General features: G+C 67.0%; 12 protein-coding genes. 8 read left to right on the forward strand and 4 right to left on the reverse strand.

Going from position 1 to position 15615, the window contains the following annotated elements; genetic code table 11:
- Nucleotides 1-10: 10 nt before the first annotated feature.
- The 3 genes from boxB to CTP10_RS06125 all read right to left on the reverse strand — a co-directional run bounded on the left by boxB (nt 11) and on the right by CTP10_RS06125 (nt 4257).
- Nucleotides 11-1435 carry a benzoyl-CoA 2,3-epoxidase subunit BoxB gene (gene boxB / locus CTP10_RS06115; RefSeq protein WP_116317777.1) on the reverse strand — a complete coding sequence of 475 codons (1425 nt, stop codon included), beginning with the start codon at nt 1433-1435 and terminating at the stop codon, nt 11-13.
- A gap of 42 nt (nt 1436-1477) precedes the next feature.
- Complete coding sequence (boxC, locus tag CTP10_RS06120; RefSeq protein WP_116317778.1) at nt 1478-3178, reverse strand: 2,3-epoxybenzoyl-CoA dihydrolase; 1701 nt, start codon at nt 3176-3178, stop codon at nt 1478-1480.
- A 125-nt stretch (nt 3179-3303) separates the two neighbouring features.
- Nucleotides 3304-4257 (reverse strand): helix-turn-helix transcriptional regulator, encoded by a 954-nt coding sequence (locus tag CTP10_RS06125; protein WP_116317779.1) that lies wholly within the window; start codon nt 4255-4257, stop codon nt 3304-3306.
- 309 nt (nt 4258-4566) lie between these two features.
- Between CTP10_RS06125 and CTP10_RS06130 the strand changes: the two genes are divergently transcribed.
- The 8 genes from CTP10_RS06130 to CTP10_RS06165 all read left to right on the forward strand — a co-directional run bounded on the left by CTP10_RS06130 (nt 4567) and on the right by CTP10_RS06165 (nt 14256).
- Nucleotides 4567-6189, forward strand: a complete 1623-nt coding sequence (locus tag CTP10_RS06130) for a benzoate-CoA ligase family protein (RefSeq protein ID WP_116317780.1) — start codon at nt 4567-4569, stop codon at nt 6187-6189.
- 4 nt (nt 6190-6193) lie between these two features.
- A complete protein-coding gene (locus CTP10_RS06135) occupies nt 6194-7030 on the forward strand; it encodes an alpha/beta fold hydrolase (RefSeq protein ID WP_116317781.1) in 837 nt (278 codons plus the stop codon).
- 120 nt (nt 7031-7150) lie between these two features.
- Nucleotides 7151-8353, forward strand: coding sequence for an ABC transporter substrate-binding protein (locus CTP10_RS06140; RefSeq protein WP_116317782.1), 1203 nt, complete (start codon nt 7151-7153; stop codon nt 8351-8353).
- 210 nt (nt 8354-8563) lie between these two features.
- The gene (locus tag CTP10_RS06145; RefSeq protein ID WP_116317783.1) at nt 8564-9430 is read left to right on the forward strand and encodes a branched-chain amino acid ABC transporter permease; all 867 of its coding nucleotides are present in this window, start codon (nt 8564-8566) and stop codon (nt 9428-9430) included.
- Nucleotide 9431: 1 nt separating this feature from the next.
- The gene (locus CTP10_RS06150) at nt 9432-10529 is read left to right on the forward strand and encodes a branched-chain amino acid ABC transporter permease (protein ID WP_233527965.1); all 1098 of its coding nucleotides are present in this window, start codon (nt 9432-9434) and stop codon (nt 10527-10529) included.
- Nucleotides 10526-11287, forward strand: coding sequence for an ABC transporter ATP-binding protein (locus CTP10_RS06155; protein ID WP_116317784.1), 762 nt, complete (start codon nt 10526-10528; stop codon nt 11285-11287). The genes CTP10_RS06150 and CTP10_RS06155 overlap by 4 nt, the downstream gene beginning before the upstream one ends.
- Nucleotides 11284-12033, forward strand: a complete 750-nt coding sequence (locus CTP10_RS06160; protein WP_233527966.1) for an ABC transporter ATP-binding protein — start codon at nt 11284-11286, stop codon at nt 12031-12033. The genes CTP10_RS06155 and CTP10_RS06160 overlap by 4 nt, the downstream gene beginning before the upstream one ends.
- Before the next feature lie 321 nt (nt 12034-12354).
- Complete coding sequence (locus tag CTP10_RS06165; protein WP_116317786.1) at nt 12355-14256, forward strand: potassium transporter Kup; 1902 nt, start codon at nt 12355-12357, stop codon at nt 14254-14256.
- Nucleotides 14257-14323: 67 nt separating this feature from the next.
- Here the strand turns inward: CTP10_RS06165 and CTP10_RS06170 are convergent, their stop codons facing one another.
- A complete protein-coding gene (locus CTP10_RS06170) occupies nt 14324-15352 on the reverse strand; it encodes a hypothetical protein (protein WP_233527967.1) in 1029 nt (342 codons plus the stop codon).
- Nucleotides 15353-15615: the final 263 nt, after the last annotated feature.

Raw genomic sequence — 15615 nt, forward strand, 5'->3', positions numbered from 1 at the left:
GTTGCCAGGCTCAGTTGAAACGCACGTACTCGAAATCCATCGGCTGGCGGTTGATGCCCACCGCCGGCGGCGCAATCCAGTTGGCGTACTTGCCGGGCTCGACCACGCGGCCCATCAGGCTGGCGACAAAGGCGCGGTCCTCGTCGGTGGCGAGCCACTTGCGCTCGTTGGCCTTCCACTCGGCCTCGGAGATCAGCTCACCCTGCGGCGACACATGCACGTTGGCCAGCGTGCCGATCTTGCGGTTGAAGGCCTTGTGCGGCACCGTCAGGCGGAAGGAGATGCCGGCTTTTTCAATCACCTTGTTCCAGCGCGCCACGCCGCCCATGCTGTCCTTGATGTAGTCGTCGCGCAGCACTTCATTGAGCGCATTGAGCATCGGCACCTCGCGCTCTCCCAGGCGGCCGTCGCGCACTTCCAGCACGCGGTAGGCATCGCCCTTGAGCACGTGGTCGTCGGCGCGCTTGCCTTCCTCGAAGCGGCCCTTCAGGCCGGCGCTGTAGAAGGTGGCCGCGTTGGACGACTGGTCGGCGCCGAACAGGTCGATGGTCACGCTGTAGTGGAAGTTCAGGTAGCGCTGGATCGTCTCCAGGTCGATCACGCCGGCGGCGCGCACCTGTTCCGGATCTTCGATGCCGCGCTCGCGCATGACCTCGCAGGTGCGCTGGATCACGCGCGACACGCCCGATTCGCCGACGAACATGTGGTGCGCTTCCTCGGTCAGCATGAAGCGCGTGGTGCGCGCGAGCGGATCGAAGCCCGACTCGGCCAGCGCGCACAGCTGAAACTTGCCGTCGCGGTCGGTGAAGTAGGTGAACATGAAGAACGCCAGCCAGTCCGGGGTGCGCTCGTTGAAGGCGCCGAGGATGCGCGGATTGTCCTGGTCGCCGGAGCGGCGATCCAGCAGCGCCTCGGCTTCTTCGCGGCCGTCGCGGCCGAAGTAGCGGTGCAGCAGGTACACCATGGCCCACAGGTGGCGGCCTTCCTCCACGTTCACCTGGAACAGGTTGCGCAGGTCGTACAGGCTGGGCGCGGTCAGGCCAAGGTGGCGTTGCTGCTCGACCGATGCCGGCTCGGTGTCACCCTGCGTGACGATGATGCGGCGCAGGTTGGCGCGGTGTTCGCCGGGCACGTCCTGCCACGCGGCTTCGCCCTTGTGCTCGCCGAAATGGATCTTGCGCTCGGGGTCGGCCGGCTGCAGGAAGATGCCCCAGCGGTAATCGGGCATCTTGACGTGCTCGAAGTGCGCCCAGCCCGACGGGTCGACCGACACCGCGGTGCGCAGGTACACGTCGAAGTTGTGCGAGCCATCCGGCCCCATGTCGCGCCACCAGTCGAGGAAGGCGGGCTGCCAGTGTTCGAGCGCGCGTTGCAGCGCGCGGTCGTCGGACAGGTTGACGTTGTTGGGGATCTTCTGGCTGTAGTCGATGCTCACGGTGTCTCCTCGTTGTACTGGCGCGGCGCAGCGGGCAGGGCGCTACACCCGGTCCCAGTCGAAGCGCGCCTTGTTGCCGGTGCCGAACACCTTCAGTGCGCCGTTCTCGCCGACGGCGTTGGGCCGCTGGAAGATCCAGTTCTGCCACGCGGTCAGCCGGCCGAAGATGCGCGTCGCCATGTTCTCGGCGCCACCGAAACGCAGGTTGGCTTCCATGCCGGTGAGTGCGTCTGGAGACAGGCTGGCGCGCTCTTCCAGCGCGATGCGGATCTCGTCTTCCCAGTCGATATCGTCGGGCGCGGCGGTAATCAGGCCGAGCGAATCGGCGCTGAGCGCGTCGAGCGGCGCGCCAATGTGTTCGCGCACCGCGGTCAGTGCGGTCTCGTCGCCATAGAAACGCGCGGCCAGCCGGGTTTGCCCGTTCGGCATCGGGTAGCGGCCGAAGTTGACCGCGGACACGAAGATACGTGGCGCGTCGTCGGGTGCATCGGGCAGGTGCAGCATGTAGCTGCGGTCGGCCGCCAGCGCCAGTTCGAGCAGCGTGCCGGCGAAGCACGAATCCTGCTCGATCAGCGCGATCAGGCTGCGTGACGACACATCCAGCCGCGCCAGCGTACGGCGCAGCATGCCGATGGTCTCGCGCACGAACCAGTGGCCGGCATTGGCTTCCACCAGCGCGTCAGCGGCCAGCACCTGTGCCGGATCGCCATCGGTCTTCAGCACCCAGATGCCGATGTCCAGGTGGTTGGTGCGCAGCGTCAGGATTGCGTCGTCAAGCTCGCGCGCCATTTTCAGCGGCCACCATTGCGCGCCGGCCGCGACCACGGCGGCGAGATTGGCGGGCTGGTGCTTGTCCGGGCCGAACACGGTCAGCGTGGCCTTGCGCGCCGCGGGATCGATATGCACGCGCACGGTCTCGTAGCGGTAGCCGTCGGGCTCGACTTTTCGCGACAGCGGCGTCAGCGTGACGCCATGGTGGCCCTGCGGGCGGTCGCTGGTGGCGGCCAGGGCCGCGGCGCGTTCGGCGACATACTCGGCGAAGCGCGCCGGCTTGACCACTTCATCGACCAGTTTCCAGTCCTTGGCGCGCTGGCCGCGCACACCCTCGGTGGTCGTGCAGAAGATGTCGGCATGGTCGCGCCTGACCTTGCGCTTGTCGGTCACCCGGGTCAGGCCGCCGGTACCGGGTAGTACGCCCAGCAGCGGCACTTCGGGCAGGCTGACCGCGGACGAGCGGTCGTCGACCAGCACGATCTCGTCGCAGGCCAGCGCCAGTTCGTAGCCGCCACCGGCGGTGGTGCCGTTGCAGGCGGCGATGAATTTCAGTCCGGAGTGCTCGCTGGCATCCTCGAAGGCGTTGCGGGTCTCGTTGGTGAACTTGCAGAAATTGACCTTCCACGCGTGCGACGACTGGCCCAGCATGAAGATATTGGCGCCGGAGCAGAAGATGCGCTCGCGTGCGCTGGTGAGCACCACGGTGCGCACTTCGGGATGCTCGAAGCGGATGCGCTGCAGCGCGTCGTGCAGTTCGATGTCGACGCCAAGGTCATACGAATTCAGCTTGAGCGCGTAGCCGGGGCGCAGGCCGGCTTCCTCGTCGACGTCCATCGCCAGCGTGGCGACGGCCCCGTTGAAACTGAGCTTCCAGTGGCGGTACTGGTCTGGATGGCGCTCGAACGTGACGGGAACGGGGGCTTCTGCCTGGTTGGCAGGCTGAAGTGGGGCGGTTGCCGGCGCGGACATGGCTGTCTCCTTGATGCACTATAGTGCCTTGCGGCTTTTGATGAAATATAGTGCAGAGGAAGGCGCGGCGCAATGCCTGATTGCCCCGCGCGCGGAACGGCGGGGTGGAGACGGCGGAAAACGGGTCAGGCGCCCGCGGTCTGCAACTGTGCGCGCAGTTGTTGCAGCGAGGTCGCGGCATCCAGGCCGCTGGTGTCGATGGAGATATCGGCGCGGGCGTACAGCGGCGTGCGCGCCTGCAGGATGCGGCGCAGGTCGGCCATGGCTTCGCGGTTGCCTTCCATCGGGCGCATGTCGCCCTGGGCCACCACGCGCGCCATGTGCTCTTCCGGCGAGGTGCGCACCCAGATGGTGTAGCAATGCGCCAGCAACAGGTTGAAGGTGCCCGGCTCCGACACCAGGCTGCCCGGCGTGGCGAGCACCATGCGTTCGTTCTCGCGCAGCGTGCGTTCCAGCGCACGCATCTCGTAGCGGCGGTAGGCGGCCTGGCCGTACAGCGAATGGATTTCGGACAGGCTGGCGCCGGCTTCCTGCTCGATCACGGTGTTCAGTTCGACAAACGGCACGTCGCGCGCTGCCGCCAGTGCGCGACCCAGCGTGGACTTGCCGGCGCCGCGCAGGCCGATCAGCGCGATGCGGCGGTGGCGTGCGTCGCCGGATTCCTCGGGGGCCAGCGCGTGGCGGCAGGCTTCGCGCACGCGCGCGAGGTCCGCTGCCGGCAGTTGCGACAGCCATTGCACCATCTGAGCGAATTCTGTCGCCTGCTGGCCATTGAGGCCGTCCACCTCGGCCAGCACCACCGGCAGCGGCACGTCGAGCGCACCCGCTACCTGGCGCAGCAACAGCACCGAGGCATTGCCGGTACCGGTTTCCAGGTTGGCCAGGTAGCGCTCGGACACGCCGGCGCCGCGCGCCAGGTCCTTGCGCGACATCCCGCGCGAGGCGCGCAGCGAGCGGATGCGGTCGCCCAGTTGCGTCAGGTAGGGATCGCGCTCGCCATTGGCGGCCGGCGCTGACGCTTCCCGGGCGGTAGGGGCGTCGGAATCGGTGGCAGGCAGCGGGGCTGGGTCGCGGCGCATGGGTGTCGGGAGTCGTGTTGACCGGGCGGCGCCTGGACCGCCTGGCAAAAATGCAAGGGCGCATTATACGAGCAGGCTCGGCGCGTCCTGTGGCGCTTCGGGCTCGCCGCTCAGCGGCGGGCCGCAAGGCGCTGTCTTATAGTGCATCCCCTTGCTTGCATAATAGTTGATATGAAATAAAATGCATCGCAAAGCGGATGCCGGCACCCGACGTGATCCGGACACCGCGACAACAGCGACTCGCCTGGCGCCTGCGCGCAGCTACCGGATTCCGGCGGCTCGCGGCATGCGACACCAAGGAGTGGAGACATGACGCCCCCCAATACTGCCGCGACCGCCGCCGGCGCCGTCGCGGTGCTGCCGCCGCGCTACAACGCCGCCGAAGACCTGCTCTCGCGCAACCTCGAGGCCGGCCGGGGCGGCAAGGCCGCCTATCTCGACGACGCCACTTCGCTGACCTACGCCGAACTTGATGCCCGCGCCCGACGCTTTGCGGGCGCGCTGCGCGATGCGGGGTTCCGGCAGGAAGAGCGGCTGCTGTTGTGCGCGCTCGATACCGTCGATTTCCCCACGGTGTTCCTCGGCTGCCTGCTGGCGGGGGTGGTGCCGGTAGCGGTCAACACGCTGCTGACCGCGGACGACTATGCGTTCATGCTCGGCCACAGCGGCGCCCGCGCGGTGGTGGTATCGACGCCGCTGTTGCCGGTGATGCAGGCCGCGATCGGCAAGAGCGGGCTGGCACCGACGGTGATCCAGGCTGCCCCGCATGGCGATGCGGCGCCGGCATGCAGCGTGGGCGCAATGCTGGCGCGCACGCGCTCGCCCGCTCCGGTAGCCTGCACCGGTCCGGATGACATGGCGTTCTGGCTCTATTCGTCGGGCTCGACCGGCCGACCCAAGGGCACGGTGCATACCCATGGCAACCTGTTCCATACCGCTGACCTCTATGCCCGCCAGGTACTTGGCATCCGCGAGGACGACGTCGTATTCTCGGCCGCCAAGCTGTTCTTCGCCTACGGGCTGGGTAATGCGCTGACTTTCCCGATGTCGGTCGGCGCGACCACCGTGCTGATGGCCGAACGGCCCACGCCGACGGCAGTGTTCCGGCGCCTGCGCGAGCAGCGGCCGACCGTTTTCTGCGGTGTGCCGACACTGTTCGCGGGCATGCTCGCCGCGCCCGACCTGCCCGCGCGCGACGAGGTGGCGCTGCGCGTATGCACCTCCGCCGGCGAGGCATTGCCGCGCGATATCGGCGAGCGTTTCCTGGCGCATTTCGGCTGCGACATCCTGGATGGCATCGGCTCCACCGAGATGCTGCACATCTTCCTGTCGAACCGGCCCGGCGAGGTGCGCTACGGCACCACGGGCAAGCCCGTGCCGGGCTACGAACTGAAACTGCTGGACGAAAGCGGCGAGCCCCCTGCGCCTGGCGAGATCGGCGACCTCTACATCAAGGGCCCGAGCGCGGCGCTGATGTACTGGTGCAACCGCGACAAGAGCCGCGACACTTTCGTCGGCGAATGGACGCGCAGCGGCGACAAGTACCTGCGCGATGCCGATGGCTACTACACCTACGCGGGGCGCAGCGACGACATGCTCAAGGTCGGTGGCATCTACGTCTCGCCGTTCGAGGTCGAGGCCGCGCTGGCGCTGCACCCGGCCGTACTGGAAGCGGCGGTGATCGGCGTGGCCGATGCCGACGAACTGGTCAAGCCCAAGGCCTTCGTGGTGCTGCGGCCTGGCCAGCAATGGCATGACGGCATGGGCGCGGAGTTGCAGGCGTTTATCAAGTCGAGGCTGGCGCCGTACAAATATCCGCGCCAGATCGAATGCGTGCCGGAACTGCCCAAGACCGCGACCGGCAAGATCCAGCGGTTCCGGCTGCGCCAGCGCGAGGAAGCCGCGCGCCAGTCCGGGACAACTCCTTCCTGAAGCGATGCAAGACAACAAGATGCCGATGCCGACCAGCCTGGTGGAAATCCCCTTCGACGAACGCCGTATCCAGATCGAGTACCAGTGGCTGCGCCCCGAGCGCGCGCAGCGCCCGCTGGTGGTCTTCCTGCACGAAGGGCTGGGCTCGGTCAGCATGTGGCGCGACTTTCCGCGCAGCTTCTGCGAGGCTGGCGACTATCGCGGGCTGGTGTTCTCACGCTATGGCTACGGCCGTTCCACGCCGCGCCCGCCCGCCGAGAAGTGGCGCCCCGATTTCATGCACCGCCAGGCGCGCGAGGCGTTGCCGGCGTTGTTCGACGCGCTCGATATCGGCCCTGGCCGCACGCATGGCATGCCCTGGCTGCTGGGGCATAGCGATGGCGGCTCGATCGCGCTGATCTTTGCCGCCAGTTTCCCGCAGGCACTGGACGGCATTACCGTGCTGGCGCCGCATATCGTGGTGGAAGACCTGTCGGTCAGCAGCATCGCCGCTACGCGTCAGGTCTACCTCGACACCGACCTGCGCCAGCGGCTCGCGCGCCATCACGACGACGTCGAATCCGCCTTCTGGGGCTGGAACGATATCTGGCTCGACCCGGATTTCCGCCAGTGGGACCTGCGCCCGCTGCTGTCCGGTTTGAAGGGTCCGGTGCTGGCGGTACAGGGCGAGGACGACGAGTACGGCACCATGGCGCAGATCGAGGGTATCCATCGATATGCCCCGCAAACCACGTTGCTTAAACTCGCGCGATGCGGGCATTCGCCACACCGCGACCAGCCTGAGGCGTTGACGCAGGCCGCGGTTCGGCATATAAACACACATACTTCATACCTAAAATAATTGGGCTTCCCGCCCGCTCCGCAGCGGTCCGCGGCGCAGATGCGCCGACGCAGGCCACGGCAGCGGCAGGGGGACCGGCAACGGTCCAGCGAGCCGCCGGCTTGACCACCAGGAGACAACATGCGTCGCATCACCCCGCGCAGGCTCGCGCCTGCCTGCCTTGCCGTCGCCACCGTGTTTGCCATGGCCGGCGCCTCCGCCCAGACCGCACAGCCGGCGCCGGCTGCGCCGGGCGGCAAGATCAAGGTCGGCTTCATGCTGCCGTACACCGGCACCTATGCGGCGCTCGGCACCGCCATCGAGAATGGCTTCCGGATGTATGTGCAGCAGCAGGGCGGCAAGCTCGGTGGGCGCGAGATCGAGTACTTCAAGGTCGACGATGAATCCGACCCCGCCAAGGCCCCGGAAAATGCCACCAAGCTGGTCAAGCGCGACCAGGTCGACGTGGTGGTCGGCACGGTGCATTCGGGCGTGCAGATGGGCATCGTCAAGGTCGCCAAGGAAAACAACACGCTGCTGATCATCCCCAACGCCGGCGTCGACGAAGCCACCGGTCCGCTGTGCGGCCCGAACATCTTCCGCACTTCGTTCTCGAACTGGCAGCCGGGCTATGCAATGGGCCAGGTGCTGGCTGACCGCGGGCTCAAGAAGGTGGTGACGCTGACGTGGAAATACGCCGCCGGCGAGCAGTCGGTCAAGGGCTTCAAGGAAGCCTTCGAGGCCAAGGGCGGCAAGGTGGTGAAGGAACTGAGCCTGCCGTTCCCCAACGTCGAATTCCAGGCGCTGATCACCGAGGTGGCTTCGCTCAAGCCCGATGCCGTGTTCGTGTTCTTTGCCGGCGGCGGCGCGGTCAAGTTCGTCAAGGACTGGGCCGGGGCAGGATTGAAGGACAAGATCCCGCTGTATGGCTCGGGCTTCCTGACCGACGGCACGCTGGAAGCGCAGGGCAATGCCGCGCAGGGGCTGGAGACGACGCTGCATTATGCCGATGGCCTGACCAACGCGCGCGACAAGAATTTCCGCCTGGATTACGCCAAGGCCTTCAAGCTGCAGCCCGATGTCTACGCGGTGCAGGGCTATGACGCGGCACAGCTGCTCGCGGCCGGTGCCACCGCGGTCAAGGGCGACATGACGCGCAAGGCCGACCTGTACAAGGCCATGGGCGCGGCGAAGATCGACAGCCCGCGTGGGACTTTTACGCTGTCGAAGGCGCACAACCCGGTGCAGGATTTCTACCTGCGCAAGGTGGACGGGCGCGAGAACAAGGTCAGCTCGGTGGCGGTGAAGGCGCTGGCTGATCCGGCGCGTGGGTGCCGGCTGTAAGGCTTTCCAGGTCGCCCGGTTTGCTCCCTGCAGTCATCTCTCCCGCCTGCGGGAGAGGGGCCGGGGGCGAGGGCAGGACTCTCCACGAAGTGTAGCCACGTCGCATCACGCAAACGCCGGCCCTGTCCCCCAACCCCTCTCCCGCGCGCGGGAGAGGGGGGCTTGCCACCAGCATGCGTGGCGCTATCGGTTTCTTGATGTATTGCCCGCATGGACATCGTTTCCTTCCTCATCCAGTGCCTGAACAGCGTGCAGTACGGCCTGCTGCTGTTCCTGGTCGCCAGCGGCCTGACGCTGATCTTCGGCATCATGGGCGTGATCAACCTGGCGCACGGCAGCTTCTACATGCTGGGTGCGTACCTGGCCTTCACCCTTGCGGGGCTGACCGGCAACCTGTTTATCGCCATCCCGCTCGGCATCGTGCTGGCGGTGTTGTTCGGCTACGTGCTCGAATGGGCATTCTTCAGCTATCTGTACGAGCGCGACCACCTGCAGCAAGTGCTGATGACGTACGGGCTGATCCTCGTATTCGAAGAGCTGCGCAGCATCCTGGTCGGCGACGATGTGCACGGCGTGCAGGTGCCGGCGCTGCTCGACGGTGCGCTGCCAATCGGCAATGACATGACCTACCCGGTGTACCGGCTGTTCATTTCCGCGGTATGCCTGGCGGTGGCCGCGGCCATGTACTACGTGATCCGCCGCACGCGGCTGGGCATGATGATCCGCGCCGGCGCGACCAACCGCGAGATGGTGCAATCGCTCGGCATCAACATCACCGTGCTGTACCGCTTCGTGTTCGCGCTGGGCGTGGCGCTGGCGGTGCTGGCGGGCATGATCTCGGCGCCGGTGTCATCGGTGTATCCGGGCATGGGCGGGCAGGTGCTGATCGTCTGCTTCGTGGTGGTGGTGATCGGCGGTATCGGCTCGGTCAAGGGCGCGCTGGTGGCATCGCTGCTGCTGGGCTTCGTCGATACCTTTGGCAAGGTGTTCTGGCAGGAGGCGGCCGGCGTGCTGATCTACCTGCTGATGGCGGTGATCCTGCTGTGGAAGCCGCAGGGGCTGTTCAAGGCGGGATGACATGAATCCGACGACATTGCCGGCGCGCCGGCATCCCCGCGGCAATGCCGCGCTGCTCGCCGCGCTGGGCTGGCTCGTGGCCTTCGCGGTACTGGCCGTGCTGCCGCTGCTGCTGACCGCGGACAGCCACAAGTTCTATATCGAGCTGCTCAGCAAGGTGATGATCATGGCGATCTTCGCGCTGTCGCTGCAGCTGCTGATCGGCTATACCGGGCTGGTGAGCCTGGGGCATGCCGCGTACTTTGCCATGGCGGCCTACGCCACCGCGATGCTGGCGCCGCAATCCGGCCCGGGCAACGGCTGGCTGCTGCTGGCCGGCGCGCTGGCCGCCTCCGCGGGACTGGCGCTGGTGGTGGGCGCGCTGGTGCTGCGCACGCGCGGCGTGTATTTCATCATGGTGACGCTGGCCTTCGCGCAGATGGTGTACTTCGTGTTCCATGACACCAAGGTCGCCGGCGGCAGCGACGGCACCTATATCTATTTCCGCCCGGAGTTCCCGGTGCCGGGCGAGTACCTGCTGACCGTCACCGACGCCACGCACTTCTACTGGCTGGTGTGGATGGGCCTGGTGGCCACGGTCGCGCTGCTGGCGCTGGTGCTGCGCTCGCGCTTCGGCCATGCGCTGGTGGGCATCCGCCATAACGAGCAGCGCATGCGCGCCGCCGGCTATGCCACCTATCGCTACCAGCTTGGCGCCTTTGTCGCGGGTGGGGTGCTGGCGGGGCTGGCAGGCTTCCTCTATGCGATCCAGTTCGGCTTCGTCAACCCGGAGATCGCATCGTGGCACCAGTCGGGCAACGCCATGCTGATGGTGATCCTGGGCGGCGTCGGCAGCCTGGCCGGGGCGGTGCTGGGGGCGTTTTCCTTCGTACTGCTGGCCGAATGGTTCAGCACGCTGACCAAGCACTGGCAGCTGGTGATGGGCGGCTTCATCATCGTTGCCGTGGCGCTGCTGCCGCGCGGGCTGGTCAGCCTGCCCGCGGTGCTGCGGCACGGGCGCCGCGGCAAGACCGGGCGCCACAACGGCGGGCACGGGACCGAAGCCAGCGAGGCCGGCAAGGCCGGTGATGGCAACGCGCGCAAGACGGAGGCCGCATGAATACCCCGGTTCTGCAGGCGCAGCAGCTCACGCGCCGCTTTGGCGGCCTCACCGCGGTGGCCGGCGTCGACCTGTCGCTGTCGCTGCACGAGATCCATGCCGTGATCGGTACCAACGGCGCCGGCAAGTCCACGCTGATCAACATGCTGTCGTGCGAGCTGCCGCCCACGTCGGGGCGCCTGTTCCTGAAGGGTGAGGAGGTCACCGGCTGGTCGCAGCCGCGGCTGGCGCGGCACGGCGTGGGGCGCAGCTACCAGCGCAACAATATCTTCCTGCCGCTGACCGTGCGCGAGAACTGCCGGCTGGCGGCGCAGTCGCGCGCCCAGCGGGCCTGGCGCCTGTGGGAAAGCGCGCAGGGCTGCCGCACCAGCGCAGCGCTGGCCGACGAGGCCATGGAGCGCGCCGGCCTGGCGCAGCTGGCGGACCGCCCCGCCAGCGACCTGGCGCATGGCCAGAAGCGCCAGCTCGAGGTGGCGATGTGCCTGGCCACGCAGCCGGTGGCGCTGTTGCTCGACGAGCCGCTGGCCGGCATGGGGGCAGAGGAGTCGACGCGCATGCTGGGACTGCTGCGCGGCCTGCGCGAGGGCCACGCCATCCTGCTGGTCGAGCATGACATGGACGCGGTGTTCTCGGTCGCCGACCGCATCACAGTGATGGTCAACGGCACGGTGATCGCCACCGGCACGCCCGAGGCGATCCGGGCCAACCGCGAAGTCCAGCTCGCCTACCTGGGCGAGGAAGAAGGCGAGGCCGCATGAGTACGTCAATCAGCACGGCTACTAGCACGCCGACTAGCACGCCGATGATTGAAGCCACCGGCATCAACGCCTGGTACGGCTCCAGCCATGTGCTGCGCGGTATCGACTTCACCGTTGGCGTGGGCGAGACCGTGGGCCTGCTGGGCCGCAACGGCATGGGCAAGAGCACGCTGTTGCGTACGCTGCTGGGACACGTGCGCCAGCGCCAGGGGCAGATCCGCGTGGCCGGCCGCGATATGTCGCGTGCGCAGCCGTACGAGGTGGCGCGCCTGGGCGTGGCCTACGTGCCGGAAGGGCGGGGCATCTTCCCCAGCCTGTCGGTGCGAGAAAACCTGCTGATGGCCGCCCGCAAGGGTTGCAACGGCCGCAACGACTGGGACGAGGCGCGTGTGCTCGACCTGTTCCCGCGCCTCAAGGAACGCCTGTCGCACGGCGGCCAGCAGTTGTCCGGCGGGGAGCAGCAGATGCTGTCGATCGGCCGTGCGCTGATGACCAATCCCGACTGCCTGGTGCTGGACGAAGCCACCGAAGGGCTGGCCCCGCGCATCGTGCGCGAGATCTGGGAAGTCATCGCCACGGTGCGCGCTACCGGCATCGCTTCGGTGGTGGTCGACCGCAACTTCCGCTCGGTGCTGGCGCACGCCGACCGCGCCGTGGTGCTGGAAAAGGGGCGGGTCGTGCTGGCCGGCCCCGCGGCCGACCTGGCCGGCAAGCCGGAGGCGCTGGACCGCTACCTCGGCGTATAAAGCACTCTGGGTGCCGCATGACGCACAAATGTTGCCCTGCCGCAACGGCACCTGCGGGCGCAAGGACACGCTGTTTTGCTTACACGGGCCTTGACCACCGGCCACTTCCCTCCCATTCTTGCTGAGTCGCGAAAACGGCATCCGAATCATCCGGAGTGGTCGTTAGCTGACAGTTCATCTAGAATTGCCCCGGTTTGTGCAATGCAATAGAACGCTAAGAGCGCCGGAAAACGGTCGCAGCAGCGCAGGCCCATGCGCCGGGCCGCGACTGCGCCAGAGCCAACAAAACTGCCGGCGAGCCGGCCGGGCAGACCCAATCTCATGACTACCCAGTCCACAACCAGCCATTATTTCGTCGAGAGTCCCAGCACGCGCGCCCTGGTGCTCGGCGCGGTCGGTGTCGTCTTCGGCGACATCGGCACCAGCCCGCTGTACGCGCTCAAGGAGTGCTTCAGCAAGGAGCACGGCATCGCCTTCAGCACCGACGCCGTGCTAGGCGTCATCTCGATGCTGTTCTGGGCCATGATCATCGTGGTCTCGATCAAGTACGTGGTGTTCGTGATGCGGGCCGACAACGACGGCGAGGGCGGGGTGCTGGCGCTGATGGCGCTGGTGCTGCGTACCGTGGCGCCGCGCTCCGGCAAGGCCAGGATCCTGATGATGCTGGGCATCTTCGGCGCCTGCATGTTCTATGGCGATGCGGTTATCACGCCGGCAATCTCGGTGCTGTCGGCGGTGGAAGGGCTGGAGATCGCCGCGCCGCAGCTGTCGCATTTCGTGATACCGATCACGCTCGTGATCCTGGCCGCGCTGTTCCTGATCCAGCGCCATGGCACGGCCGCGGTGGGCAAGCTGTTCGGGCCGATCATGACAGCGTGGTTCCTGGCGCTGGGCGCGCTGGGCGTGTTCAACCTGATCCAGGCGCCGGAGATCCTCAAGGCGGTCAATCCGATGTACGGCATCACCTTCCTGGTCGAGCACGCGCTGCAGGCCTTCATCGTGCTGGGCTCGGTGTTCCTGGTGCTGACGGGGGCCGAGGCGCTGTACGTCGACATGGGCCATTTCGGCGCGCGCCCGATCCGCATCGGCTGGTTCATCCTGGTGATGCCATGCCTGATGCTGAATTACTTCGGCCAGGGCGCGATGCTGATGCACAACCCCGCCGGCGCCGAGAACCCGTTCTACCTGATGGTGCCGGAGCCGCTGCTGATCCCGATGGTGCTGCTGGCTACCTGCGCCACGGTGATCGCCTCTCAGGCGGTTATCTCCGGCGCCTTCTCGCTGACCAGCCAGGCGATCCAGCTGGGCTTCGTGCCGCGCATGCGCGTGCGCTACACCTCGGCCGCTGAAATCGGCCAGATCTACCTGCCGGTGGTCAACTGGCTGCTGCTGGTGCTGGTGTTCGGCGTGGTGATCTCGTTCAAGAAGTCCGAGAACCTGGCAGCGGCCTACGGCATCGCCGTGACCACGACCATGGTCATCACCAGCATCCTGGCGGCGGTGTGCATGCGCAATGTGTGGAAGTGGAACACTGCGATGGTGGTGCTGGTCGGCGCTGGCTTCCTGCTGGTCGACCTGTCGTTTTTTGCCGCCAACCTGCTCAAGGTTGCCGAAGGCGGCTGGTTCCCGCTGCTGCTGGGCAGCATGGCCTTCTTCATGCTGATGACCTGGTACAGCGGCCGCAAGCTGCTGCGCGCGCGCAGCCTGGAAGACGGCATCCCGCTGGAGCCCTTCATTGCCGGCCTGCTGGCGCACCCGCCGCACCGCGTCGAGGGCACCGCGGTGTTCCTGACCGGCAATACCGATTCGGTGCCGGTGTCGCTGCTGCACAACCTAAAGCACAACCGCGTGCTGCACGAGCGCGTGGTGTTCCTGCACTTCATCACGCGCGACGTGCCGTACGTCGACGACGACCATCGCCTGAGCTGCAAGGACCTGGGCGGCGGCGTCTTTATCCTGAAGTCGGAGTACGGCTTCAAGGAAACGCCGGACGTGCAGAAGGTGCTGGATCTGGCCGACCGCAAGCTCGACATGCATTTCGAGCTGATGGAAACCTCGTTCTTCATCGCGCGCGAGTCGGTGATCCCGTCCAAGCTGCCGGGCATGCCGATGTGGCGCGAGAGCTTGTTCGCCTGGATGCATCAGAACGGCGCCAAGCCGTCCGACTTCTTCCAGATCCCGGCCAACCGGGTGGTGGAGCTGGGTACCAAGGTCGAGATCTGAACGCACGGGCCGCGCGCCCGCTGCAAGCCCCCGGTGGCGCTCACAGGCGCCCCGGGGGTTTTTCGTTTCAGGCGGCCATGGCAGGCGAGGGCTGGCCGCTGGCCGGCATCGCATACATCAGCGGTGCCATCGCGGCCTGGATCCGGGCCATCTGCGATTCGGTCACCATCTCGGTCAGCAGCTTGCCAAAGCGCGGCTCCAGCGCCCCGGTGACGATGTAGGTCCAGCGGTAGGCTTTCAGCACCGTCTCGGCGATCTGCGCGGCATGCGCGGTGTGGCCGGTCACGCTGACGAAGTAATCCGTATCCGCCTTTGCCTGGCCCTGCACGATCTCGTCGAAGCCGGCGACCAGCGCGATCATGTCCTCGATCGCGGCATCGCGCTCGGCGGCGTCAATGCGCGCATCCTCGCGCAGCCATTCCAGCTCGTCCATGATCGCGTGCTGCGATTCCTCGCGCCAGTGGTACAGGAACACGTCCTTGTACAGCTCGGACAGGTCGGGCGCGGTGCCGATGCTGGCGCGGTAGTGTGCCTGCGAGAACAGCTCGAGCTGGCAGGTCATGGCGAGCACGGCCCAGTTGCGCTTGCTCAGCACGAACGCGGCGACTTCGTTGGGCGTGGCGTTGAACTGGTAGCCGTCGGGCATATGCGCGGCGACCAGCCGCTCGATGCGGCGGAACAGTTCCTGGTGCTTGATCTCCTCGTCGGAAAAGCGCACCAGCGCTTCGAGCGCGGTCTGGTCGCCCAGCCAATGGTCACGGCTGAGTTCCAGCACCTTGGCGCTGACGAAGCGCTCCACCAGCCCGAACATGTTGGCGTAGGTGCGGCCCTGCACCTGGGACATGAAGCGCTGCTCGGCGGGCGACAGGAACGGCAGTTCATCGGCCAGCGACAGCCCGTCGGGCAGGAACTTGTGGTCGAGGTCGAAGGTGCGGCCGCGGATCACGTCGCGGTCGATGTCCCAGCGGATGCGGCGCGAGGCGTCAATACAGCGCGCGTAGCGCTGCGTGTCGACCTGGTAGCCGGGCTGGCATCCGGCCTGATAGCCGGTCTGGCTGCCGGTCGAGCCGGTGGAGGATTGGGCGGCGTTTTCCATGAGGAGGACTCCTGTAGGCGTTATCCGTCAGTCGGTTGACGGTGCACCCATCATTGCAGCGGGCCAGCGCCCGCGCATGAGGCCGGCGTCCCGAAATGGCCTTTGCTGGGCGTTGTGGACGGCGTGGCGCCGGGACATCGGTCCCGGGCGCGGGGCCGCGGGGACTGCCGCACTGCAGCCATCACCCCCCAAGGCGCCCATCGGCAACCGCCGCGCCCGCAGGCAGCGATGCGTGCGGCCACCGCGGCAGCCCGGCATGCACG

This window comes from Cupriavidus sp. P-10, from assembly GCF_003402535.2.
Lineage (GTDB): Bacteria > Pseudomonadota > Gammaproteobacteria > Burkholderiales > Burkholderiaceae > Cupriavidus.

What these genes read in the sequence shown, in the direction of transcription:
- CTP10_RS06170 (WP_233527967.1), bottom strand. Translation starts at nt 15,352, where the DNA reads ATGGAAAACGCCGCCCAATCCTCCACCGGCTCGACCGGCAGCCAGACC.
- CTP10_RS06165 (WP_116317786.1), top strand. Translation starts at nt 12,355, where the DNA reads ATGACTACCCAGTCCACAACCAGCCATTATTTCGTCGAGAGTCCCAGC.
- CTP10_RS06145 (WP_116317783.1), top strand. Translation starts at nt 8,564, where the DNA reads ATGGACATCGTTTCCTTCCTCATCCAGTGCCTGAACAGCGTGCAGTAC.
- CTP10_RS06150 (WP_233527965.1), top strand. Translation starts at nt 9,432, where the DNA reads ATGAATCCGACGACATTGCCGGCGCGCCGGCATCCCCGCGGCAATGCC.
- boxC (WP_116317778.1), bottom strand. Translation starts at nt 3,178, where the DNA reads ATGTCCGCGCCGGCAACCGCCCCACTTCAGCCTGCCAACCAGGCAGAA.
- CTP10_RS06130 (WP_116317780.1), top strand. Translation starts at nt 4,567, where the DNA reads ATGACGCCCCCCAATACTGCCGCGACCGCCGCCGGCGCCGTCGCGGTG.
- CTP10_RS06135 (WP_116317781.1), top strand. Translation starts at nt 6,194, where the DNA reads ATGCAAGACAACAAGATGCCGATGCCGACCAGCCTGGTGGAAATCCCC.
- CTP10_RS06140 (WP_116317782.1), top strand. Translation starts at nt 7,151, where the DNA reads ATGCGTCGCATCACCCCGCGCAGGCTCGCGCCTGCCTGCCTTGCCGTC.
- CTP10_RS06160 (WP_233527966.1), top strand. Translation starts at nt 11,284, where the DNA reads ATGAGTACGTCAATCAGCACGGCTACTAGCACGCCGACTAGCACGCCG.
- CTP10_RS06155 (WP_116317784.1), top strand. Translation starts at nt 10,526, where the DNA reads ATGAATACCCCGGTTCTGCAGGCGCAGCAGCTCACGCGCCGCTTTGGC.
- CTP10_RS06125 (WP_116317779.1), bottom strand. Translation starts at nt 4,257, where the DNA reads ATGCGCCGCGACCCAGCCCCGCTGCCTGCCACCGATTCCGACGCCCCT.